Source organism: Streptomyces sp. NPDC096040, from assembly GCF_040303265.1.
Classification (GTDB): Bacteria; Actinomycetota; Actinomycetes; order Streptomycetales; family Streptomycetaceae; genus Streptomyces.
The window spans coordinates 130566-152475 of record NZ_JBEOTA010000004.1 but is presented as its reverse complement, the minus strand read 5'-3'; the positions used below and the strand labels follow the sequence as shown (position 1 = coordinate 152475).

Annotated in this window: 18 protein-coding genes; 9 read left to right on the top strand and 9 right to left on the bottom strand. The window is 70.2% G+C overall.

Annotation, left to right across the window (positions count from 1 at the left end; genetic code table 11):
• The first annotated feature begins 36 nt into the window (after window positions 1-36).
• Both fomD and ABTY98_RS06205 read left to right on the top strand, forming a co-directional pair.
• Window positions 37-750: a cytidylyl-2-hydroxypropylphosphonate hydrolase gene (gene fomD, locus ABTY98_RS06210; protein WP_502994160.1), complete on the top strand. Its 714-nt coding sequence runs from the start codon at window positions 37-39 to the stop codon at window positions 748-750.
• Window positions 751-1055: 305 nt separating this feature from the next.
• The gene (locus ABTY98_RS06205) at window positions 1056-3134 is read left to right on the top strand and encodes a SpoIIE family protein phosphatase (protein ID WP_352219691.1); all 2079 of its coding nucleotides are present in this window, start codon (window positions 1056-1058) and stop codon (window positions 3132-3134) included.
• A gap of 131 nt (window positions 3135-3265) precedes the next feature.
• Here the strand turns inward: ABTY98_RS06205 and ABTY98_RS06200 are convergent, their stop codons facing one another.
• Entirely contained in the window at window positions 3266-5674 is a 2409-nt protein-coding gene (locus ABTY98_RS06200) for a transglycosylase domain-containing protein (RefSeq protein ID WP_352219690.1), read from the bottom strand.
• 258 nt (window positions 5675-5932) lie between these two features.
• Here ABTY98_RS06200 and ABTY98_RS06195 point away from each other — a divergent pair, with 258 nt between their 5' ends.
• Entirely contained in the window at window positions 5933-6859 is a 927-nt protein-coding gene (locus ABTY98_RS06195) for an SPFH domain-containing protein (protein WP_352219689.1), read from the top strand.
• Entirely contained in the window at window positions 6856-7110 is a 255-nt protein-coding gene (locus tag ABTY98_RS06190) for a type II toxin-antitoxin system antitoxin (protein ID WP_352219688.1), read from the top strand. The genes ABTY98_RS06195 and ABTY98_RS06190 overlap by 4 nt, the downstream gene beginning before the upstream one ends.
• A gap of 118 nt (window positions 7111-7228) precedes the next feature.
• Here the strand turns inward: ABTY98_RS06190 and ABTY98_RS06185 are convergent, their stop codons facing one another.
• Together ABTY98_RS06185 and ABTY98_RS06180 are read right to left on the bottom strand one after the other, a co-directional pair.
• Entirely contained in the window at window positions 7229-8146 is a 918-nt protein-coding gene (locus tag ABTY98_RS06185; RefSeq protein WP_352219687.1) for an RNA polymerase sigma-70 factor, read from the bottom strand.
• Complete coding sequence (locus ABTY98_RS06180; RefSeq protein ID WP_352219686.1) at window positions 8143-9081, bottom strand: NAD-dependent epimerase/dehydratase family protein; 939 nt, start codon at window positions 9079-9081, stop codon at window positions 8143-8145. The genes ABTY98_RS06185 and ABTY98_RS06180 overlap by 4 nt, the downstream gene beginning before the upstream one ends.
• 179 nt (window positions 9082-9260) lie before the next feature.
• Here ABTY98_RS06180 and ABTY98_RS06175 point away from each other — a divergent pair, with 179 nt between their 5' ends.
• The 3 genes from ABTY98_RS06175 (at window position 9261) to ABTY98_RS06165 (ending at window position 12846) form a co-directional block, all read left to right on the top strand.
• Window positions 9261-9785, top strand: a complete 525-nt coding sequence (locus tag ABTY98_RS06175) for a PadR family transcriptional regulator (protein WP_352219685.1) — start codon at window positions 9261-9263, stop codon at window positions 9783-9785.
• Window positions 9782-10471 carry an ABC transporter ATP-binding protein gene (locus ABTY98_RS06170; protein WP_352219684.1) on the top strand — a complete coding sequence of 230 codons (690 nt, stop codon included), beginning with the start codon at window positions 9782-9784 and terminating at the stop codon, window positions 10469-10471. The genes ABTY98_RS06175 and ABTY98_RS06170 overlap by 4 nt, the downstream gene beginning before the upstream one ends.
• Window positions 10472-10536: 65 nt before the next feature.
• Entirely contained in the window at window positions 10537-12846 is a 2310-nt protein-coding gene (locus ABTY98_RS06165) for an ABC transporter permease (RefSeq protein WP_352219683.1), read from the top strand.
• Between the two features lie 4 nt (window positions 12847-12850).
• Here ABTY98_RS06165 and ABTY98_RS06160 read toward each other — a convergent pair whose 3' ends face one another.
• The gene (locus ABTY98_RS06160) at window positions 12851-13813 is read right to left on the bottom strand and encodes a LysR substrate-binding domain-containing protein (protein WP_352219682.1); all 963 of its coding nucleotides are present in this window, start codon (window positions 13811-13813) and stop codon (window positions 12851-12853) included.
• A gap of 163 nt (window positions 13814-13976) precedes the next feature.
• Here ABTY98_RS06160 and ABTY98_RS06155 point away from each other — a divergent pair, with 163 nt between their 5' ends.
• Window positions 13977-14528 carry a peroxiredoxin gene (locus ABTY98_RS06155; RefSeq protein ID WP_352219681.1) on the top strand — a complete coding sequence of 184 codons (552 nt, stop codon included), beginning with the start codon at window positions 13977-13979 and terminating at the stop codon, window positions 14526-14528.
• Window position 14529: 1 nt separating this feature from the next.
• Window positions 14530-15069 (top strand): alkyl hydroperoxide reductase, encoded by a 540-nt coding sequence (locus ABTY98_RS06150; RefSeq protein WP_352219680.1) that lies wholly within the window; start codon window positions 14530-14532, stop codon window positions 15067-15069.
• Window positions 15070-15093: 24 nt separating this feature from the next.
• Here ABTY98_RS06150 and ABTY98_RS06145 read toward each other — a convergent pair whose 3' ends face one another.
• The 5 genes from ABTY98_RS06145 to ABTY98_RS06125 form a co-directional block, all read right to left on the bottom strand.
• On the bottom strand, window positions 15094-16458 hold the full coding sequence (locus ABTY98_RS06145) for an AI-2E family transporter (protein WP_352219679.1): 1365 nt from the start codon (window positions 16456-16458) through the stop codon (window positions 15094-15096).
• Between the two features lie 139 nt (window positions 16459-16597).
• Entirely contained in the window at window positions 16598-17284 is a 687-nt protein-coding gene (locus ABTY98_RS06140) for an aggregation-promoting factor C-terminal-like domain-containing protein (RefSeq protein ID WP_352219678.1), read from the bottom strand.
• Window positions 17285-17712: 428 nt separating this feature from the next.
• Entirely contained in the window at window positions 17713-19038 is a 1326-nt protein-coding gene (gene phoH2 / locus ABTY98_RS06135; protein ID WP_352219677.1) for an RNA 5'-3' helicase PhoH2, read from the bottom strand.
• 409 nt (window positions 19039-19447) lie between these two features.
• Complete coding sequence (locus ABTY98_RS06130; protein ID WP_352219676.1) at window positions 19448-20221, bottom strand: isoprenyl transferase; 774 nt, start codon at window positions 20219-20221, stop codon at window positions 19448-19450.
• 852 nt (window positions 20222-21073) lie between these two features.
• Window positions 21074-21871 (bottom strand): class I SAM-dependent methyltransferase, encoded by a 798-nt coding sequence (locus tag ABTY98_RS06125; protein WP_352219675.1) that lies wholly within the window; start codon window positions 21869-21871, stop codon window positions 21074-21076.
• Between the last annotated feature and the right edge of the window lie 39 nt (window positions 21872-21910).

Below are 21910 nucleotides of genomic sequence, written 5' to 3'. Positions count from 1 at the left end.
GCAGCGTCGTATGCCTACGGCACCTAATATCTGTGCATGGCAGACGGTGGAGCGGTGAGACGCGTGATGCGCGGGGAAACGGGCGGTGCGACCGGTAACGGAGCCGGGTTCTGGGCTCCTGGGAGCCAGATCCTGTGGCGGTACCGGGAGAACGCCGGGGACGCCTTCCACATCGCACGCCCCGTCACCGTCGTCCGGGACGACGAGGAGCTGCTCGCCGTCTGGCTGGCCCCAGGCACCGAGTGCGTCAGGCCCGTGTTCGCCGACGGTACGTCGGTCGGCGAGGAGCCGCTGGAGTCCCGGTACACCAAGCCGCGGACCGTGCGGCGCGGCCACTGGTTCGGCACGGGGGTGCTGAAGCTGGCCCGGCCCGGTCAGCCCTGGTCGGTGTGGCTGTTCTGGGAGCCGGGCTGGCAGTTCAAGAACTGGTACGTCAATCTTGAGCAGCCACTGGCCCGTTGGGACGGCGGAGTGGACTCGGAGGATCACTTCCTGGACATCTCCGTGCACCCGGACCGCAGTTGGCACTGGCTCGACGAGGACGAGTTCGCCCAGGCCCAGCGGGACGGCCTGATGGACGCGGAGACGGCCGAACGGGTGCGGGCGGCGGGCCTGGCCGCGGTGGCCGCCGTACGGGCCTGGGAGCCGCCCTTCTCGGACGGCTGGCAGCACTGGCGCCCGGACCCGTCGTGGGCGGTACCGTCGCTGCCGGAGAACTGGAACCGTACGCCCGCGCACGTGTCCACATGAGACCCTTGATGCGCCCCCGGTGCACAACCGTAGGATCGTCCTCCGCAAGGGCGTGTTGAGCACAACGCCCGGAGCGCACTCCGGGCTTGACCGAACGTCACCGAGGGGCGGCAGGACGTGAGCGAGGGGTACGAGGGCAGCACCGGCGAGCGGGGCGCCGACCGCAGATCGTTCGCCGCTGGCGCGGAACCAGCCTCCAGCCACGCCGGATTTCCGTTCCTGGGGCACGTAAACCGGGTATCGGAGTCTCGGCGGGACCACCTGCGCGCCCGGCGCGCAGCCCCGGACGGACGGATTCGACACGCGTGACGGAGCACCCCACCTCCTACGAGCGCCCACAGCCGGGCGCCGACCCCGCGGAGGCCCGCGGGGCGCTCCTGCGTTCCCCGCAGCCGCAGCCGCAGGCACAGCCCCGTCCGCTCGGCGCCACCGCCTTACCGGCACAGGCCCGCGCGGGCGAGACGCCCACCGGCCCTGGTACCAGCACGTCCAAGGAGCACTCCGTCAACGGCCCCGAGCACGCCCAGCCCACCAGCGCTGAGCCCGACCCACACCGGCCGCGCCCCACTCCGGAGGGCATCCCGCCGCAGCCCGGCGCCGAGCAGGAGCGGGCGGCCGGTGCCCAAGAGCGCCGTACCGGACGCGGGCTGCCGCCCGGCCGGCCGATGCCGATGCGGCGGGACGGCGACCGGCTGCGCTTCGTGGGCGCCGCGACCCGGCGGATCGCCCGGGGCATCGACCTGGACGAGATCGTGATGGGGCTGTGCCGGGCGACCGTACCGACCTTCTCGGACGCGATCCTGGTCTATCTGCGCGACCCGCTGCCGGTCGGCGACGAGCGGCCCGTCGGCCCGGTGGTGCTGCGGCTGCGCCGTACCGACCGGATCCCGGAGGAGCGGGACACCGACGGCTTCCCGCCGCTGCCCGTCCCGGAGCCGGATCCGGCCGACCTCGGCCTGGCCGCGCTGACCGCGGAGCTGTGCGAGGTACGGCCGGGCGGTGCCCTCAACGAGGTACTGCGGGGCGTACGACCGGTTTTCGCCGACTCCCCCGCCGCGCGCTCCGCGCTGCCCGAACTCCTCGGCGAGGGCAACGAGTCCCTCGTACCCGGCGGCCGGCACGCGATCCTCGCCCCGCTGCGCGGCCGGCGCCGGGTGATCGGGGCGGCCCTGTTCCTGCGCCGTCCGGAGCGGCTCGCCTTCGAGACGGACGACCTGCTGGTCGCCGCCCAGCTGGCCACGCACAGCGCACTCGGCATCGACAAGGCGGTGCTGTACGGCCGCGAGGCCTACATCGCCGACGAGTTGCAGCGGACCATGCTGCCGGAGCACCTGCCGAGCGCCACGGGGGTGCGGCTGGCCTCGCGCTATCTGCCGGCCGCCGAGACCGCGCGGGTCGGCGGTGACTGGTACGACGCGATTCCGCTGCCGGGGAGCCGGGTGGCGCTGGTCGTGGGCGATGTCATGGGGCATTCGATGACCTCGGCCGCGATCATGGGGCAGTTGCGGACCACCGCGCAGACGCTGGCGGGGCTGGACCTGCCGCCGCAGGAGGTCCTGCACCATCTCGACGAGCAGGCGCAGCGGCTGGGCACCGACCGGATGGCGACGTGTCTGTACGCGGTCTACGACCCGGTGTCGCACCGCATCACCATCGCCAACGCCGGGCATCCGCCGCCGGTCCTGCTGCACCTGGGCGGACGGGCCGAGGTGCTGCGGGTGCCGTCGGGGGCGCCGATCGGGGTCGGCGGGGTCGACTTCGAGGCCGTCGAGCTGGACGCGCCCGCCGGGGCGACCCTGCTCCTCTACACCGACGGTCTGGTGGAGTCCCGGCTGCGGGACGTGTGGACCGGGATAGAGCAGTTGCGGGAGAAGCTCGCCGCGACCGCGCAGCTGACGGGACCCGACCATCCGCCGCCCCTCGAAGCGCTGTGCGACGAGGTGCTCGACATGCTCGGGCCCGGTGACCGCGACGACGACATCGCGCTGCTCGCGGCCCGGTTCGACGGGATCGCGCCGAGCGATGTGGCGTTCTGGCTCCTGGAGCCGGAGGACGCGGCACCGGGCAGGGCCCGGCGGCTGGCCCGGCGGGCCCTTGCGCGTTGGGGCCTTGAGGAGATGACCGACTCCGTCGAGCTGCTGGTCAGCGAGGTCGTGACGAACGCGGTGCGGTACGCGTCGCGGCCGGTGACGTTGCGGTTGCTGCGGACCGATGTGCTGCGGTGCGAGGTCGGCGACGACGTGCCGCAGCTGCCCCGGCTGCGGCAGGCCCGGGCGACGGACGAGGGCGGCCGGGGGCTGTACCTCGTCAACAGACTGGCCAGACGGTGGGGAGCGACCCGGTTGAGCACCGGGAAGGTCGTCTGGTTCGAGCTGAACCGGTAGCGCGCCGTAGGGCTTGAGGTTGTCGGGGAACCGCGGACCGGTTGCGGCCGGTCGCGCCCCGCGCGGCGGCAGCCGCACCTCGGATACGGCCCCGCGCCCCGCCGGGCGCGGGGCGCTTCAGCTCGGGGCGTTCACTGCTGACCGTTGCCCGGATCCAGTGGGTTGTCCGTGATGCCGCCCGTCGGTGAGGTGGACGGTGTCGACGGCGGTGCCGAGGTCGTCGGGGGCGATGATGTCGTCGGGCTCTGGCTCGGTGTCTGGGACGGGGTCAGGGACGGGGTCACGGACTTCGACGGGGTCTGGCTCGGCGTCTCGGACGGGGTTTCCGAGGGAGTCGAGCTGTAGCTCGGCGTCTCCGTCGGCTGGACGGCCGCGCCCAGATCGGTGTTCAGCTCGAACTTGGCCTTCTTCGTGACCCCGAAGGTGTACGCCGCCCAGATCTGCGCCGGGTAACCGCCACCGTTGATACGGCCGGTGCCGGGGATCAGGCCCGTGGCGCCCGTGAGGGACACCTGGCTGTGCTTCTTGTAGTCCTCGCCGAACAGGCCCACCGATGTCACCAGGTCGGGCGTGTAGCCCGTGAACCAGGCCGACTTGTTGTTGTCGGACGTACCCGTCTTGCCGGCCACCTGCTGGCCCTTGCGCAGCGGGTTCTGGGCCACCGACACCTTCGCCGTACCGTCGTCGACCACACCGGTCAGGACCGAGGTCACCTGGTCGGCGGCGCTGGAATTGATCACCTGCTCGCCGATCGGGTCCGGCAGGTCGACCTTGCGGCCGGTCTTCTCCGCCGACGCGAGGACGGTCGGGGTGACCTTCTGGCCGTGGTTGTCGAGGGTGGCGTACACCCCGGCCATCTCCAGCGGGCTCGCGCCCATGGTGCCGAGGGTCTGCGCGGGCACCGCCGGCAGGCCTGTGGTGTCCAGGCCGAGGTCGTCGGCGGCCCTCAGGACGTTCTTCATACCGACGTCGACGCCCATCTGCGCGAACACCGAGTTGACGGACTTGTTCATCGCCGTCTGCACGGTGATGTTGCCGTAGTCGGCGTCGTCCTCGTTCGGCGGCGCGAACGCGATGTCGCTGCCCTTGACCGGACGGCCGCTGGTGCCGTCGTAGATCGTGTTGGCGTTGATCGGCTTGCCGTTCTGCGTCTTGGCGTTCTGGTCCAGCGCGGCGGCGAGGATGATCGGCTTGAAGGTGGACGCCGGCTGGTAGTCGGCGCGGGTGGCGTTGTCCGTGTAGTGCTGGTAGTAGCTCACGCCACCGTAGAGGGCGACGATCTTACCGGTCTTGGGGTCGACCGAGACCGCGCCTGCCTGGACGTTCTTGTCGACCGTGCGCTTCTTGCCGTTCAGCTTGCTGGTGAGCTGGCTCTTGACGGCCGCCTCCAGCTTCGCCTGCTTCTTGCGGTCGATGTTCAGGGTGATCGTCCAGCCCTGGTCGACGACCTGGGCCTCCGCCTCGGACTGGGAGATGCCCTGCGACTTCATCAGCTGCTTCTCCAGCTGGGAGTTGGCCAGTTCGACCAGATAGCCCTTCTGGCCCTCAAGACCGGGGGCGCCCTTCGGCCCCTTGGGCACCGGGAACTTCATGGCGTCACGCTTGGACTTGTCCAGCCAGCCCTGGCCGACCATGTTGTTCAGGACGTAGTTCCAGCGTTCCTGCACCAGCTTCTTGCCGACGGGACCTGCCACCGCCCAGTCGTACTGGCTCGGCGCCTGCAGCAGCGCGGCCAGATAGGCGCCCTGTTCGACGGTGAGGTCCTGGGCGTCGACGCGGTAGTAGGCCTGGGCGGCAGCCTGAATGCCGTAGGCGCCCCGGCCGTAGTAGCTGGTGTTGATGTAGCCCGCGAGGATGTCGTCCTTGGACCTCTCGCGGTCCACCTTCAGCGAGATGACCAGTTCCTTCAGCTTGCGCGTGACGGTCTGGTCCTGGCTGAGGTAGTAGTTCTTGACGTACTGCTGGGTGATCGTCGAACCGCCCTGGGTGCCGCGGCCCATCACCGTGTTGTAGAGGCCGCGGGTCATGCCCCTCAGGTCGATGCCGGCGTCGCTGTAGAAGGTCTTGTTCTCCGCCGCAACGAAGGTGTGCTGGACGGCCTTCGGGACCTTGGAGAGGTCGACGATCTCGCGGTTGACGGTGCCCTTGCGGGCCAGGACCGTGCCGTCGCTGTACTTGTAGACGTTGCTCTGGGTCTGCGCGGCCGCGTTGCCCTCGGGGACGCTCACCATCATGTACAGCGCGACGAAGCCGCCGATGCCCAGCAGGCAGACGGTGAAGAAGGCGCCGAGCATCTTCTTCCAGGTGAACATCCGGCGTATGAGGCTGCGCCCGTCCTTGCCCTTCCCCTTGCCGCGGTCCGACTTGCCCTTGGCCGCGCGGCGGGCCGCGGCCCGGCCGCCTATGACCGTGGGCTCCGCCTCCGACGGGCCGGACGGACCGGACGGGCCGGGGGGCGCCGCCGGAGCGGATGAGCGGGCAGGGGGCGCGGCGCGGTGGCCTCCGCGCTGTCGCGCTCTTCTCTCTTCCGCTCGTCCCATGAGTCCGTCTGCTCCGCTTCGTCTCGGCTGTCACACGTGTGTACGGGTGTCACACAGGTACGTGGCTCAGGTCAGTCCAGAAAACTAACACCGCTCTCTATGACAAAGGACGCACGATCCGCCCTTTTACGGACGTGAGAATCAGCACCTCGTCCCAACGGAACCGACGAGTGGGGCAGGTGGAGGGTTGCCTCGGTGGAGTAAAGTGATATCACTTGGATAGAAGCTAGTTATCAGCCTGCCATTCAAGGGGGAACCATGTCCGTTCACGACTCCTCGGCGCCCGCCGACGCACCCGACGTACCCGAGATGCCGGCCCCGCGCGTGCGGGAGTTCACGGCGCACAGCATCGGCGGCGGGCTCGCCCTGCTGCTGGGCCTGGTGGGACTCCTGGCCGCCGTCGCGCTGTTCGTGGCCGCCTCCGTGAACCCCGGCTTCGCCGTCGGGGGTGTCCTCGTCTTCCTCGCCGCCGTCATCGCGATGCGCGGCCTGAACACGGTGGCGCCGGGCGAGGCGCGGGTCGTCCAGCTCTTCGGGCGGTACCGGGGCACGATCCGGCAGGACGGGCTGCGCTGGGTCAACCCCTTCACCTCACGGACGAAGATCTCCACACGGGTCCGCAACCACGAGACCGCCGTCCTCAAGGTCAACGACGCCTACGGCAACCCGATCGAACTCGCCGCCGTCATCGTCTGGAAGGTCCAGGACACCGCCCAGGCCGTCTTCGAGGTCGACGACTACACGGAGTTCGTCGCGACACAGACCGAGACCGCCGTACGGCACATCGCCATCGAGTACCCCTACGACGCCCACGACGAGGACGGGCTCTCGCTGCGCGGCAACGCCGAGGAGATCACCGAGAAGCTGGCCGTCGAGCTCCAGGCACGGGTGGAGGCGGCCGGAGTGCGGGTCGTTGAGTCGCGGTTCACTCATCTCGCGTACGCTCCCGAGATCGCCTCGGCGATGCTCCAGCGGCAGCAGGCCGGTGCGGTGGTGGCAGCGCGGCGGCAGATCGTCGACGGAGCGGTGGGCATGGTCGAGGCGGCGCTCACGCGGATCGCCGAGCAGGGCATCGTGGAACTGGACGAGGAGCGCAAGGCGGCGATGGTGTCCAACCTGATGGTGGTGCTGTGCGGGGACCGGGCACCGCAGCCGGTGCTCAACACCGGGACGCTCTACCAGTGACGGACTCGCCCGAAGAGGCGCCCCGGCGTCGGCCGCAGCAGCGAAAGCAGGTGCTGCTGCGGCTGGACCCGGCGGTGTACGAGGCGCTGGCGCGTTGGGCCGGGGACGAGTTGCGGTCGGCCAACGCACAGATCGAGTTCCTGCTGCGGCGCGCCCTCGCGGAAGCCGGCCGGCTCCCCGGCGAGACGGGCCCCCTACCGCGCCGCGGCCGACCCCCCGGAGGCTCCGCCCCCAGACCCCCATCGCCCTGAACGGCCCCGCCCTCGAACGCCGGAGGGGCTGGTGGGGGCACGGCCCGGCTTCCGGGTCGGGAAGAACGGGGCCCACGGAGCGGCCCGGGAGAAGCAGGCAGCGCATCCGTACTCGGTCTCAGTCGGATGGCTCGCCGGTCTTTCTCGACAGTGCCCACGCATCCGCCACCGGCCCCACATGGCTCAGCTTGTCGGGGTTGAGTACGGAGCGGATCGTCTGGATGTGGCCGTCGAGGATGTCCAGGGCCATGGTGCTCAGGACCCTGCCCTCACGGTCGTAGAGGATCGCGCCCGGCTGGCCGTTCACCTCGTGCGGCGTCAGTACGACGCCGGCCCCCTGCAGCCTGCCGGCCAGCACGCCGATCACCTCGGTCACCTTCGCCACGCCCACCAGGCCCGCCTCGCTCCACTGCGGTGCCTTGCCGCCCGCGTCGCCGGTCATCCGGACGTCGGCCGCCAGCAGCGCCCGCAGCGCGTCCACGTCTCCCTCCCGGAACGCGTCGAAGAAGCGCCCGGCGAGTTCCTCGCGTTCCCTGCGGTCGGCCGCGAAGCGGGGACGCCCGGCCTCCATGTGCCGGCGGGCGCGGACGGCGAGTTGGCGGCAGGCCGCCTCCGTGCGGTCCACCGCCGAGGCGACCTCGGAGAAGGTGAAACCGAACACCTCGCGCAGGACGAAGACCGCCCGCTCCAGCGGGGTCAGGCGTTCCAGGAGGAGCAGGGCCGCCATGGACACCGAGTCGGCCAGCTGGGCGGAGCGCTCCGGGTCCTCGTAGGGGTCGGTCAGCAGCGGCTCGGGGAACCACGCCCCGACGTACTCCTCACGTCGTACCCGCGCCGAGCGCAGGACGTCGATCGAGACCCGGGTGACCACGGCCGAGAGATAGGCCCGGGTCGAGGCGGGCCGGGTCGAGGCGGCCGTCCAGCGCAGCCAGGTGTCCTGGACCGCGTCCTCCGCCTCGCTCACGCTGCCCAGGATCCGGTACGAGATCGCGAACAGCAGCGGGCGCAGCTCCTCGAACTCCTCGGCCGGGCTCATGCCAGCTCCGCCTTGAAGCCCTGCCGCCAGGACGGGTACCGCAACTCCCAGCCCAGCTCCCGTTTGGCCTTGGCGTTGGAGAAGCCGCGACCCTGGGTCATGATCACCACCGCCTGTTCGCCGGCCAGCAGACGGGCCAGCCAGACCGGCGCCCGCAGCGGCCGCCTCGCCCCGGCGCACTCGGCGAGGTACGGCAGCCACTCGGCGGCCGGCGCCGGTTCGTCGTCGACGATGTTGAACACGCCCCTCGCCCTCTGCTCCACGGCGAGCACGGTGGCGCTCGCCGCGTCGTCGAGGTGGATCCAGCTGCTGTAGCCGGTAGCGCGGCCGACCAAGGGGTACTGGCGCTTGCGGACCAGGGTCACCTGGTCGTCGATGGCGCCGGGGCCGTAGAAGGCGCCGTACCGCAGGGCCGCGCCGCCCGCGTCGAGGACTGCCTTCTCCAGGTGGCGCAGCGCCAGCATCCCCTGGTGCGCGGCCGTCCCGGCCATCAGGTCCAGCGGGTCCTCCTCCGTCTTCACCCAGCCGCCCTCGCGGATGCCGTTCCAGCTGGCGTGGCTCTGTGCGACGACATGGGGGACGCCGGTCGCCTCGGCGGCGGCCAGCAGATGGTCCGTGCCCTCGGTGCGCAGCCGGTTGGTGAGGGCGAACCAGCGGTCCGGATGCCTGATGTCGGGCTTGCCGGCGTGCGCCATGGAGATCGCGGTCAGTTGATGCACGATCACGTCGGGGCGGGCCTCGGCCACGGCCGCCCCGACCGACAGCGCGTCGAGGGCGTCCATCACCACGCCCTCGGCCCCCAGTTCCTTCAGCAGCTCCAGCCTGGCCGCGCTGGTCGTGGTGGCCGTCACCCGATGCCCCCGCGCCACCAGCCGCGGCACCAGCCGTCGTCCCAGAACCCCGCTGCCACCTGCCACGAACACCCGCACGGCCATCACCTTCCCGGAATGAGAAACAGGCTCCCGCAGCAGTGACGAGACAGGTCCGCGCGCTGTGACACCGCGCTGTCGCACAACCGTGACAATCGGCTCCCAGCTGCGGGTTCACACGTCCCGCCATGATCTACACACCGTGCGTATACATGCGGCGTATACACCGTGTGTAGAGTGCTGTCATGTCCATCGGTCACACCCTCCTGGGGCTCCTGGAGTCCGGCCCGCGCCACGGTTACGACCTGAAGCGGGCCTTCGACGAGAAGTTCGGTCACGACCGGCCGCTGCACTACGGCCAGGTCTACTCGACGATGTCCCGCCTGCTGAAGAACGGGCTCGTGGAAGTCGACGGCATCGAGGCCGGCGGCGGCCCCGAGCGCAAGCGGTACGCCATCACCGACGCCGGCATCACCGACGTCGAGAAGTGGCTGGCGACTCCGGAGAAGCCGGAGGAGTACCTCCAGTCGACCCTGTACACCAAGGTCGTGCTCGCCCTGCTGACACACCGGAACGCCGGCGACATCCTCGACAGCCAGCGCTCCGAGCATCTGCGCAGCATGCGGATCCTGACCGACCGGAAGCGGAAGGGCGATCTCGCGGACCAGCTCGTCTGCGATCACGCGCTCTTCCATCTGGAGGCCGATCTGCGCTGGCTGGAACTGACCGCCGCCCGCCTCGACAAGCTCCGCACGGAGGTGACCAAGTGACCGCTCCCGCTGGTTCGCTGCTCGCGGCCGAGGGGCTGCGCAAGGCCTACGGCCCCACGCTCGCGCTCGACGGGGCCGAGTTCTCCATACACCCGGGCGAGGTCGTCGCCGTGATGGGCCCGTCGGGCTCCGGCAAGTCGACCCTGCTGCACTGTCTCGCCGGGATCGTGCCGCCCGACTCGGGCTCGATCGTCTACGCGGGGCGCGAGATGGCCACCATGAGCGACACCGAGCGCAGCGCCCTGCGCCGCAGCGAGTTCGGGTTCGTCTTCCAGTTCGGGCAGCTGGTGCCGGAGCTGACCTGTGTGGAGAACGTCGCACTGCCGCTGCGGCTCAACGGCACCTCGCGCAAGGAGGCCGAGAAGGCCGCGCTGGGCTGGATGGAGAAGCTGGAGGTCGACGACCTGTGCCGCAAGCGGCCCGGTGAGGTCTCCGGCGGCCAGGGGCAGCGGGTCGCGGTGGCGCGGGCGCTGGTGACCAGCCCCCGGGTGCTGTTCGCGGACGAGCCGACCGGCGCGCTCGACTCCCTCAACGGCGAGCGCGTGATGGAACTGCTGACCGACGCGGCCCGCTCCACCAACGCGGCCGTCGTGCTCGTCACGCACGAGGCGAGAGTGGCCGCCTACTCGGACCGCGAGATCGTCGTACGCGACGGCAAGTCCCGGGACATGGAGCGGGTGGTATGAACGTCCAGAGGGGGCACCGCCCGCGCGAGCGAAGCCGAGCGTGGGGGAGGTCCAGGGATCTGGCCATGGGGGTCCGGTTCGCCTTCGGGGGCGGACGCGAGGGCTGGTTCCGGGCCGCGCTGACGGCGGTCGGCGTGGGCCTGGGGGTGGCGCTGCTGCTGCTCACCACAGCTCTGCCGAACGCGCTGGCCGTGCGCCACCAGCGCGATGTGGCACGGGCGGACTTCACGTACATCTACCACCCCGTGAAAGCGGGCGAGAAGACGTTCGTCATCGCTGACATCGAGACCCCCTACCGCGGACACGACATCCGCGGCCGGCTGGTCCAGCCGGAGGGCGCGAAGGCGCCGGTGCCGCCCGGGCTCACCAAGTACCCGGCGCCCGGCGAGATGGCCGTCTCGCCCGCGCTGAAGCGGCTGCTCGACTCCCCCGACGGTGCGCTGCTGCGCACCCGGCTGCCGTACCGGATCACCGCCACCATCGCGGAGCGCGGGCTGATCGGCTCACAGGAACTCGCCTACTACGCGGGCTCCGACGACCTCGCCGGCCATATCGACCCGCCGAACGTGGCCCGGCTCGACCACTTCGGCAGCCCCAGGTCGCCGGACGCAAGCACCGACCCGGTCCTCACCCTGCTCGTCCTCATGGTGTTCGTGGTGCTGCTGATGCCGGTCGCCGTGTTCGTCGCGGCCGCCGTCCGCTTCGGCGGCGAGCGCCGCGACCGGCGGCTGGCCGCGCTGCGGCTCGTCGGCTCCGACGGCCGGATGGTACGGCGGATCGCGGCAGGCGAGGCGATGGCGGGCGCGCTGCTCGGCCTTGTCTTCGGCGTCGGCTTCTTCCTGGTCGGCCGTCAGCTCGTAGGCAACGCAGAGGTGTTCGGCACCAGTGTGTTCCCGAGCTATCTCAACCCCTCCCCCGCGCTGGCCGCGCTGGTGGCCGTCACCGTCCCGGCGGCGGCCGTGCTGGTGACGCTGTTCGCGCTGCGCGGGGTGGTCATCGAGCCGCTCGGCGTGGTGCGTACGGCGAAGCCCAGGCGGCGCCGGCTGTGGTGGCGGCTGCTGCTCCCGGTGGCCGGTCTTGCGGCGCTCTACCCGATGATCGGGCAGGGCCGTGGCGGCGGCGACTTCAACCAGTACCTGGTCACCGGCGGTGTCCTGCTCCTGCTGGTCGGCATCACGGCCCTGCTGCCGTGGGTCGTCGAGTCGGTCGTCGCACGGCTCGGCCGGGGCGCGGTGTCCTGGCAACTGGCCGTGCGGCGACTCCAGTTGAGCAGCGGTACGGCGGCCCGCATGGTCAACGGCATCGCGGTGGCGGTGGCCGGCGCGATCGCGCTCCAGATGGTCTTCGCCGGTGTCGAGGCGGACTACACCAAGCGGACCACCAACGACCTCACTCGCGCCCAGATGTCGGTGCAGGTTCCCAACGGCGTCCCGGTGCCCAGGGTCGCCCAGGCCATGAGCGGTACCAAGGGTGTGCTGAAGGTGGTCTCGATCGCCGACGGCGAGGCCGGTGACCTGAAGAAGGAGCCGACCCGGACCGCCCAGGTGAGCGTGGGCAGTTGCGCCTCGCTGCGGGAGGTCGCGACCCTGCCGTCCTGCCACGACGGCGACGCCTTCGTGCTGAAGGGCTCCGATGCCGACTCCGAGACGGCGAAGCTGCTGGCGGCCGGGGAGAAGCACGGCCGGACGCTCTACCTCAACCCCTCCTACACCGGCGACGACGGCCCCGTGAGCCGCTGGACGGTACCGGCGGGGCTGAAGCAGGCACAGACCCGCCAGGACCCCACCGGCTACGCGCGCGGCGGTTTCCTGCTCACCCCGGGCGCGCTGCCGGACGGCGCCAGCACGGCGGTGCGGGGCGTGGTCTATCTGTCCATCGACTCCGGGGTGCGCGACGCCAGGGAGTACGTGATCAACACGGCGGTCCGGATCGACCCGCTGATGCACGCGGAAACGCTGACCTCGACCGAGCTGAGCGGCCAGTTCGACTCGATCCGCAACGGGCTGTTCGTCGGCGCCGCCGCCGTGCTGGCGCTGATCGGCGCGAGCCTGCTGGTCGGCCAGCTGGAGCAGCTGCGCGAGCGCAGGAAACTGCTGTCGGCGCTGGTCGCCTTCGGCACCCGGCGGCGCACGGTGAGCCTGTCGGTGCTGTGGCAGACGGCGATCCCGGTCGGGCTCGGTCTGCTGCTGGCCGGCGCGGTGGGGCTGACGCTGGGCACGGTGCTGCTGAAGATGGTCGGCGACACGGTGCGCGTGGACTGGCCGGGCGTGCTGGCGATGACCGGCTTCGGCGCGGCGGTCGTCCTCGCGGTGACGCTCCTCAGCCTGCCCCCGCTGCTGCGCCTGATGCGCCCGGACGGGCTGCGTACCGAATAACAGGTCAGGAACCGGCGCCGAGTACCCGGACCGGCAGCGGCCGCAGCGCCTCGCGCAACGCGTCCGCCAGCTCCCGGTACTCGGCGCCGCGCGCTGCCCCGGCACGCATCGCGAGGGCGATCCGCCGGCTCGGCGCGGGCTCGGCGAAGGCCCCGGTGAGCAGCCGGTCGCTGCGGCTCGTCTCGACCCTGACGGCGGTGTGCGGCAGCAGGGTGCAGCCGAGCCCGCCGGCGACCAGCTGGACGAGGGTCGCGAGGCCGGCGGCCGTGGTGGTCACCGGGGCATCCGCGCGGCCCGCCTCACGGCAGATGTCAAGCGCCTGGTCGCGCAGACAGTGCCCCTCGTCCAGAAGCAGCAGGTTCAGCTCCTTCAGCGCCTCGCGCGGAATGCCCGTACGGCCGCCCAGGGGATGGCCGAGCGGGGTGACCAGCACGAAGTCCTCGTCGTACAGCGGGAGTTCGACGACACCCTGGATGCCCAGGGGGACCGCGAGCAGCAGCAGGTCGAGGCGGCCGGCGGCCAGTCCGTCCAGCAGGCTGCCGGTCTGCTCCTCGTGGACCTGGAGGTCGAGGTCCGGGTAGCGGCCGTGGACCAGCCGCAGCACGGTGGGCAGCAGATACGGCGCGACGGTCGGGATGACACCGAGCCGCAGCGCGCCGGTGAACGGCGCCCGCACCGCCTCGGCCTCCGCCAGCAGCGACCGCACCTCCTCCAGTACGGCCTTGACACGTACCGCCAGCCGCTCACCGGCGGGCGAGAGCAGCACCTTGCGGGTGGTGCGCTCCAGGAGCGTGACACCGAGCGTCTCCTCCAGTGCCGAGACGGCTCCGGACAGCGCGGGCTGGCTCATCCCTATCGCGGCGGCGGCATCCCGGAAGTGGAGGTGCTCGGCGACGGCGGAGAAGGCGCGCAGCTGGGCGAGACTGGGTTGACGCCGCTTGCCTGCCGCGCCGACACCGTTTCCCATGTTCCCCATGGGGTTACCCACAGCCACTGATAGCCACCTCCGATCAACCCGACCGAGTGTAGCTATTTCAGGAATCAATGCACCCTGTGCCACGATCGACGGCGTCCAACCCATCGGAGGCGACCCCGCGATCCGGGGTGTTTCCGCGCTGCAAGGAGAGCATGTGCTCACTGTCGGTGACAAGTTCCCCGAGTTCGAACTGACCGCCTGCGTCTCGCTGGAGAAGGGCAAGGAGTTCGAGACGATCACTCACAAGACCTACCAGGGTTGGAAGGTGGTCTTCGCGTGGCCCAAGGACTTCACCTTCGTGTGCCCGACCGAGATCGCCGCGTTCGGCAAGCTGAACGAGGAGTTCGCCGACCGTGACGCGCAGATCCTCGGCTTCTCCGGTGACTCCGAGTTCGTCCACCACGCCTGGCGCAAGGACCACGACGACCTGCGCGAGCTGCCGTTCCCGATGATGGCCGACTCGAAGCACGAGCTGATGCGCGACCTGGGCATCGAGGGCGAGGACGGCTTCGCCAAGCGCGCCGTGTTCATCGTCGACCAGAACAACGAGATCCAGTTCTCCATGGTGACCGCCGGCTCGGTGGGCCGTAACCCCAAGGAGGTCCTGCGGGTCCTCGACGCGCTCCAGACGGACGAGCTCTGCCCGTGCAACTGGACCAAGGGCGACGAGACGCTGGACCCGGTCGCGCTGCTGGCCGGTGAGTGAGATGTCGCTCGACGCCCTCAAGTCCGCGGTCCCGGACTACGCCAAGGACCTGAAGCTGAACCTGGGTTCGGTCATCGGCAACTCCGAGCTGCCGGCGCAGCAGCTGTGGGGCACGGTCCTGGCGACCGCCATCGCCTCCCGCTCCCCGATCGTGCTGCGCGAGCTGGCGCCCGAGGCGAAGGCGAACCTGTCGCCGGAGGCATACCGGGCGGCGAAGTCCGCCGCCGCGGTGATGGCGATGAACAACGTCTTCTACCGCACCCGCCATCTGCTCTCCGACCACGAGTACGGCACCCTGCGCGCCGGTCTGCGGATGAACGTCATCGGCAACCCCGGTGTCGACAAGGTCGACTTCGAGCTGTGGTCGTTCGCGGTGTCCGCGATCAACGGCTGCGGGATGTGCCTGGACTCGCACGAGCAGGTGCTGCGCAAGGCCGGCGTCGACCGCGAGGTGATCCAGGAGGCGTTCAAGATCGCCTCGGTGGTTCAGGCGGTGGGCGTGACGCTGGACGCGGAAGCCGTGCTTACCGAGTTCGAGTAGGCGCCGTCGCTCCGTGGACCCCGCTCACGTCGTGTGGGCGGGGTCTTCGGCGTCTGAGGGAATCGCGCCCCCGGCCCCCGCTTCGGCCTGAACGGCCTCGTCCTCGGGCGCCGTACCGGCTGGTTCGGGCGGCTCTTCGTCCGCGTACCGCTCGTGCGAGTACTGGTGCAGATAGCTGACCACCGTGTTCGTCACCGCGACCAGCGGTACGGCCACCACCGCGCCGCCGATGCCCGCGACCATGCCGCCGGCCGCGACCGTGAGAACCACCGCGAGCGGGTGGACGCGGACCGCGCGGCCGAGGATGAACGGCTGCAGGATGTGGCCCTCGATCTGCTGGACCGCGAGGACGACGACCAGGGTCATGACGGCCGTGAAGACGCCCTGGGTGACGAGCGCGACCACCACCGCCAGGGCGCCCGAGGCCACCGCGCCGACCAGCGGGATGAAGGAGAACAGGAAGATGAAGACGGCGAGCGGGACGGCCATGGGGACGTCCAGGAAGTAGATGCCCAGGCCGATGAAGATGGCGTCGATGAGGGCGACCAGGACCGTGCCGCGGACGTAGGCGGTGAGCGTGCGCCAGGCGCGCGGGCCGGCGCCGGCCACGCCCTCGCGGGCGGCGGAGGGCACGAGCTTCAGGAACCACTGCCAGATGCGCGCACCGTCGTAGAGCAGGAAGAGCGTCGAGAAGAAGACCAGCAGGATGCCGGTCAGGGCCTCCACGACCACCTGGACGCCCTCCAGGCCGAACGAGGTGATCTGGTCGGTGTTGGCGCCGATCGCCTCGCGGAGGTTCTTGGCGATCTGGTTGATCTGCTTGTCGGTGACGTGGAAGGGGCTCTTCAGCAGCCAGTTGCGCAGATCGTCGATGCCACTCTGGATCTGCGTGGAGAGGGTGTCGATGTTCTCCATGACCTGCCAGGTCACGAACCAGCCCATCAGGCCGATCACCACGAAGCCGGAGATCGCGGTGAGCGCGGTGGCCGGCCCGCGTGGCATGCCGTAGCGGCACAGCCGGGCGACCGTGGGCTGGAGCAGGGCGGTGATCAGCAGCGCTATGACGAACGCGAACACGACGAGTTGTACGGCGCTGATGACCCGCATCAGGATCCAGACCGTGCCGGCCAGCACCAGCAGTCGCCAGCCGGCCTCGGCGGCGACCCGTACGCCCCACGGAATGGCCGTCACGGGGTCGGGACGCGGTGCGGGCTTGCGGGCAGGCGTGGGGGCGGCAGCGGGGGCCGCCAGTGCGGGAGCGGGGGCCTGCGCGGGCGCCTCGGGGTCGCGGTGGTCCCGCTCCACCTCGGCCCGGCGCTCGTCCAACCGCTCGCCCATCTCGCTCAGTTTGGCACCGAGCCTGCCGAGCCACTCCGGCACTCGCGACATGATCCGCTCTCTTCCCCCGCGTCTCCGGGTGCTCCTCACCACTCCCCCCTGGAGTCGTTCGTTCCGACCGTACAGGGCGACAGCCCCTCCCCCTAGGACGGGGAGGGGCTGTCGAGGGTTGAGAGGAGCCGGGTCGGCCCTAGTACCAGGAGTTCGCCTGCCAGAACGACCACGCTTGGCACGGGCTGCCGTAGCGGGAGTTCATGTAGTTGAGGCCCCACTTGATCTGGGTGGCCGGGTTGGTCTGCCAGTCGGAGCCGACGGACGACATCTTGGAGCCCGGCAGGGCCTGGAAGAGGCCGTAGGCGCCGGAGGAGGCGTTGACCGCCTGGTAGTTCCAGCCGGACTCGTGGCTCACGATGTTGCTGAAGCACTGGAACTGGCCGCTCGCCACCATCTGCTGCGCCATCGCCTGGATCTGCGACACGCTGTACGAGCTCTGGACCGGGAAGCTGGTGGAGGAGGAACGGCTGGCCGCCGCCTTCTCCTCGGCGCGCTGCTTGGCCTCCTTCGCCGCCTGCTCGGCCGCGGCCTTCTTGGCCTCCGCGGTCTTGGCGGCCGCCACCCGGGCTGCCTGCTCGGCGTCCTTCTTGGCGCTCGCGTCGGCCTGGATGGCCACGGCGTCGGCCTGCTGCGTCAGGGACGCGGTCTGCACCGTCGCCTGCTGACCCGCGGGGATGTCCGCGAGGAGCGTGGTGTCGGCTGCCGTCGCCTCAGCGTCGTTCGGCTGTGCGACGCTGCCCGAGGCAACACCGACAACGCTTCCGACGGCGGTGACCGCGGTGGCCGAGGCCACTGCGAATCCCCGGACCGAAATCCGGCTCACACGGTTTCCTTCCAGCATCGCCCGCTTCGGTGACCCTGGCGGACGCAATCGTGCCCCTGAACGCTGGCCTCCCAACTGCGGGGTCACGGGAGGCACGGGCCCGATGGGCGACTCCCCTGAGGGGAGCGCCGCTTGGTGCTCGGGCGGCATACGACGTCGCTATGGAATTAGCCGTGATGCTTCTGTGGTTCCGTACCGCTGGGGGTACAGGTGTGTCGTATGCGGGGCCTGACAGGACTGAGACTCTGCCGTAACCCGACGCCGGGTGGCAATTCCGAGTTGCGTGTGAAAGCTCACATCCCGTTTCCCCCAGGGGATTTCAGGAAAGCCGCACACGCGAAGGCGCCGCCCGGCTAGGCTCAGGGCCTTTGCCGGACGGCGCCAACGGGTGGATTAACAGCCCAAGTTGGACACAGGGGCCAGATGGATCAGATGTGTCCGTCCTCCAGCATTTCGGTCACAAGCGCGGCAATCTGGGACCTCTCCGACCGGGTGAGGGTGACATGCGCGAAAAGCGGGTGACCCTTCAGCTTCTCCACCACGGCGACCACACCGTCGTAACGGCCGACCCGGAGATTGTCCCGCTGCGCCACGTCATGGGTCAGAACCACCCTTGAATTCGCGCCGATCCGGGACAGAACGGTCAGCAGGACGTTCCGTTCCAGTGACTGGGCCTCGTCGACGATCACGAACGCGTCGTGCAGGGAGCGGCCGCGGATGTGGGTCAGCGGCAGCACCTCCAGCATCCCGCGGGCGGTGACCTCCTCGATGACCTCACGGCTGGTGACCGCCGAGAGGGTGTCGAAGACCGCCTGCGCCCAGGGGCTCATCTTCTCGGACTCGGAGCCGGGCAGATAGCCCAGTTCCTGCCCGCCGACCGCGTAGAGCGGCCGGAAGACCATCACCTTCTTGTGCTGACGGCGCTCGAGAACCGCCTCCAGGCCCGCGCACAGCGCCAGCGCCGACTTGCCGGTGCCGGCCCGGCCGCCCATCGACACGATCCCGACGTCCGGGTCGAGCAGCAGATCGAGCGCGATGCGCTGCTCGGCGCTGCGGCCCTTGATGCCGAACGCCTCCCGATCGCCGCGTACCACACGGACGTTGCCCTCCGCCGTCACCCGGCCGAGTGCCTTGCCGCGCTCGGACTGGATGGTCAGGCCAGTGTGCACGGGGAGGTCGGAGGCCTCCGGCACATACACATGGCCTTCCTCGAAGAGGATGTCCACCTGTTCGCCGGACAGGGTCAGTTCGGACATTCCGGTCCAGCCGGAGGCGCCCGTGATGGCGAGTTCGGCGCGGTACTCCTCGGCGAGGAGGCCGACCGACGAGGCCTTGATCCTGAGCGGCAGGTCCTTCGAGACGACGGTGACGTCGTACCCCTCGGCCTGCAGGTTGCGAGCCACCGCGAGGATGCGGGAGTCGTTGTCCCCCAGGCGGTAGCCGGAGGGCAGCACGCTGGGGTCCGAGTGATTGAGCTCGACACGGATCGTGCCGCCCAGGTCCCCGATCGGGATGGGGGCGTCCAGACGGCCGTGCCGGACCCGGTAGTCGTCGAGCAGACGCAGGGCCTGCCGGGCGAAGTAACCGAGTTCGGGATGGTGCCGTTTGGCCTCCAGTTCCGTGACCACGACGATCGGGAGCACGACCTCGTGCTCGTCGAAGCGGGCCATGGCGTTCGGGTCGGCCAGCAGGACGCTGGTGTCGAGAACGTAGGTGCGCCGGTCGGACTTGCGGCGCGTTGTGCTGGTCACCACGGAAGGACGTACCCCCTCGGATGAGGTCGGGGAGCGACGAGGAAGAGCTGGACCGGTCGACGGCCACCCTGCACGGGCCGAAAACCGGCCCCCCGCTGCTTCTTCCGTGCCGTGACCGCACGGTCGGGCTGGTGCAAAGGGCCTCCCGGGCGAGCGACCCCGAGCCGCCCGCTGAGATCCGATGCCCGTGGTTCGGGCATCGACCTGCTTGCCTTATGCCCTCGAACATGCGCCGCCATGCCACGGTCCGCAACGACGCGCAGGTGAACACCGTGTTACCGGCGCCCCGAAATGGGTGATTTACGCCTCATGGGTGCGGTGGGGTCATCCACCGTAGCGAGAGGGTCATCCAGCGTGGCGGCGGTGACGGGGGTCGTGTGCTGAGTTTCCGATCGCCGTCACGATCACGTCACCCGCCGTAGCGGCGGTGCCGGGCGGCGTAGTCCCGCAGGGCGCGCAGGAAGTCGACCTTGCGGAACGCGGGCCAGAAGACCTCGCAGAAGTAGTACTCGGAGTGCGCGGTCTGCCAGAGCATGAAACCGGACAGCCTCTGCTCGCCGCTGGTGCGGATCACCAGGTCCGGGTCGGGCTGGGCACCGGTGTAGAGGTGCCGTCCGATCATGTCGACGTCGACGGCGTCGGCGAGGTCGTCCATCGCGACGCCCTTGTCGTGGGCGTCCAGGATCATCGAGCGGACGGCGTCGGCGATCTCCTGGCGGCCGCCGTAGCCGATGGCGACGTTCACCAGTATTCCGTCGACGTGCGCGGTGGACTCCTCGGCCTCCTTGAGCGCGTTCTGCATCGGGGAGGGGAGGAGGTCGGGGGTGCCGACGTGGTGGACGCGCCAGCGGCCGTCGGCGGCGAGGGTGCGGACGACGTCCTCGATGATGCCGAGGAGAGGGACCAGCTCCTCCTTGGCGCGGTCGAAGTTGTCCGTGGACAGCAGCCAGAGGGTGACGACCTTGACGTCGGTCTCGGAGCACCAGCCGAGGAACTCCTCGATCTTCTCGGCGCCGGCCCGGTGGCCGTGCACGGTGCTGGAGCCGGCGGCCTTCGCCCAGCGGCGGTTGCCGTCCATGATGACGCCGATGTGCTTGGGCACCTGAGCGTGGTCCAGGTGACCTTCCACCCGGCGTGCGTAGAGCCTGACGAGCAGGCCGCGCAGCTTGTCACGCAGGTTCACTTGAGTCCGCCCCTCATGTTTCGCTGCGGGGTTCCGCGGGCCGAAGCCTACCCCTCCGGGACTTGAGGAGGGTTCGGTGGGAGGGCGCCCAGGGCGGTGCGGGGACTGGGTGATTGGGTGACCGCTGGCGCGTCGGGGCTGGTCGCGCCCACGCGGCGGTAGCCGCAGATTGTTACAGCCCCGCGCCGGACAAAAAACGGGCCGGTCCGTGGGGGGGAGACGGACCGGCCCGAGGGGGGGTCTCCACCATAACCCTTTGTAAGTGATGCTGCGCGCATCGGCGTGCCACAACTACTCTCCGGAGTCGCCCGGCGACGCCGCGGGGGGCCTGAAACGCTGGATTCAGGGGCCTCGCATGGCCGATTCGCAGCGGAATCCCAGGAAAATCGATCCCATTCAGGGAGATCAAGAGGGTTTGAGCCGTCTTGGGGATACCTCGGCGAGTTGTTCGCCCCTCCCCCCGATGGGCTACTCCACCCGCGAACAGCCGCTTGACGGGGACCAGGGGGGTATTACGGCACCGCGCAGCCCCCTCCACTGCACGACGCCGCCCGCGCAGCTTTGCTCACGCGAATTCCCTTGGTCTGAACTTACGGGAACCGGTGAGCCCAAATGGGGCACAAGAGGTAACGATGTGAAAACGCTGTGGAAATCAGAGACGAACGGAGGGGTTGGATGTTCGCTTATGCGTAGTTCCGTGGACTAGTACACGACTTGACCCTGTTGGGTCTATAGCGTCACGACATGCACCATGATGATCCTTTGGGTGCACCTGGCGCGGGATGGGTGCCGGGGCGCTCGAGCGGCAGTTCTTGGCCATTCTTCGGCGCCTGGCATTCCAAGGTCCGTGGATCACGGTCGGCGCTCCGGCTTACGGGCGTCGAAGAGGTGCCGGGTGCTGTGCGCGACGAAGGGGCCCTCCACCTCGATCCGCCGGTGCAGGGCGCGCAGTTGGGGCTCGTACTCCTCGACCTTGAAACCGGGGACCATCCAGACGACCTTCCGCAGGAAGTGCACGACGGCGGCGATGTCGTAGAACTCCATCCGCAGCCGTTCGGCCCGCAGGCCGACGATCTCCAACCCGGCCGCCTCCGCCCCGGCGCGCTCCCGGGCGGGATGGCGCACGCCGCGGACCGCCTCCGGCTGCGGCCCGAGGAAGAACTCCACCAGCTCGAAGACGCTGGCGGGGCCGACGTGCTGGGCGAAGTAGCTGCCGCCCGGACGCAGCACCCGCGCGATCTCGGACCAGTGGGCGCGCACCGGGTGCCGGCTGAGGACCAGGTCGAAGGTCTCGTCGGCGAACGGCAGCGGCGCGTCCTCGGGCGAGGCGACGACCACGACACCGCGCTCACTCAGCAGGGCGCTCGCCTTGCCGACGTTCGGCGGCCAGCCCTCGGTGGCGGCGAGCAGCCGCGGCCGGTCCGGGGCCGCGGCGCCGAGGGCGAAGCCTAGGACCTCGCCGCCGCCGGTCTGGATGTCGAGGGCGGCGGTGGCACGGGCCAGCCGACCGCCGGCGGCGCGGGCATAGCCCCAGGAGGGCCGCGCCTCGGTGGCCCGGCCCTCGAACCAGGAGAAGTCCCAGCCCTCGGTCGGCACGCCGGTGCCCTCGGCGACGAGGTCCTCGAAAATGCGGTGCGTCTGCTCTGCCATGGACCGCATGATCCCAACGGATTGTCAGTGCCCGCTGCT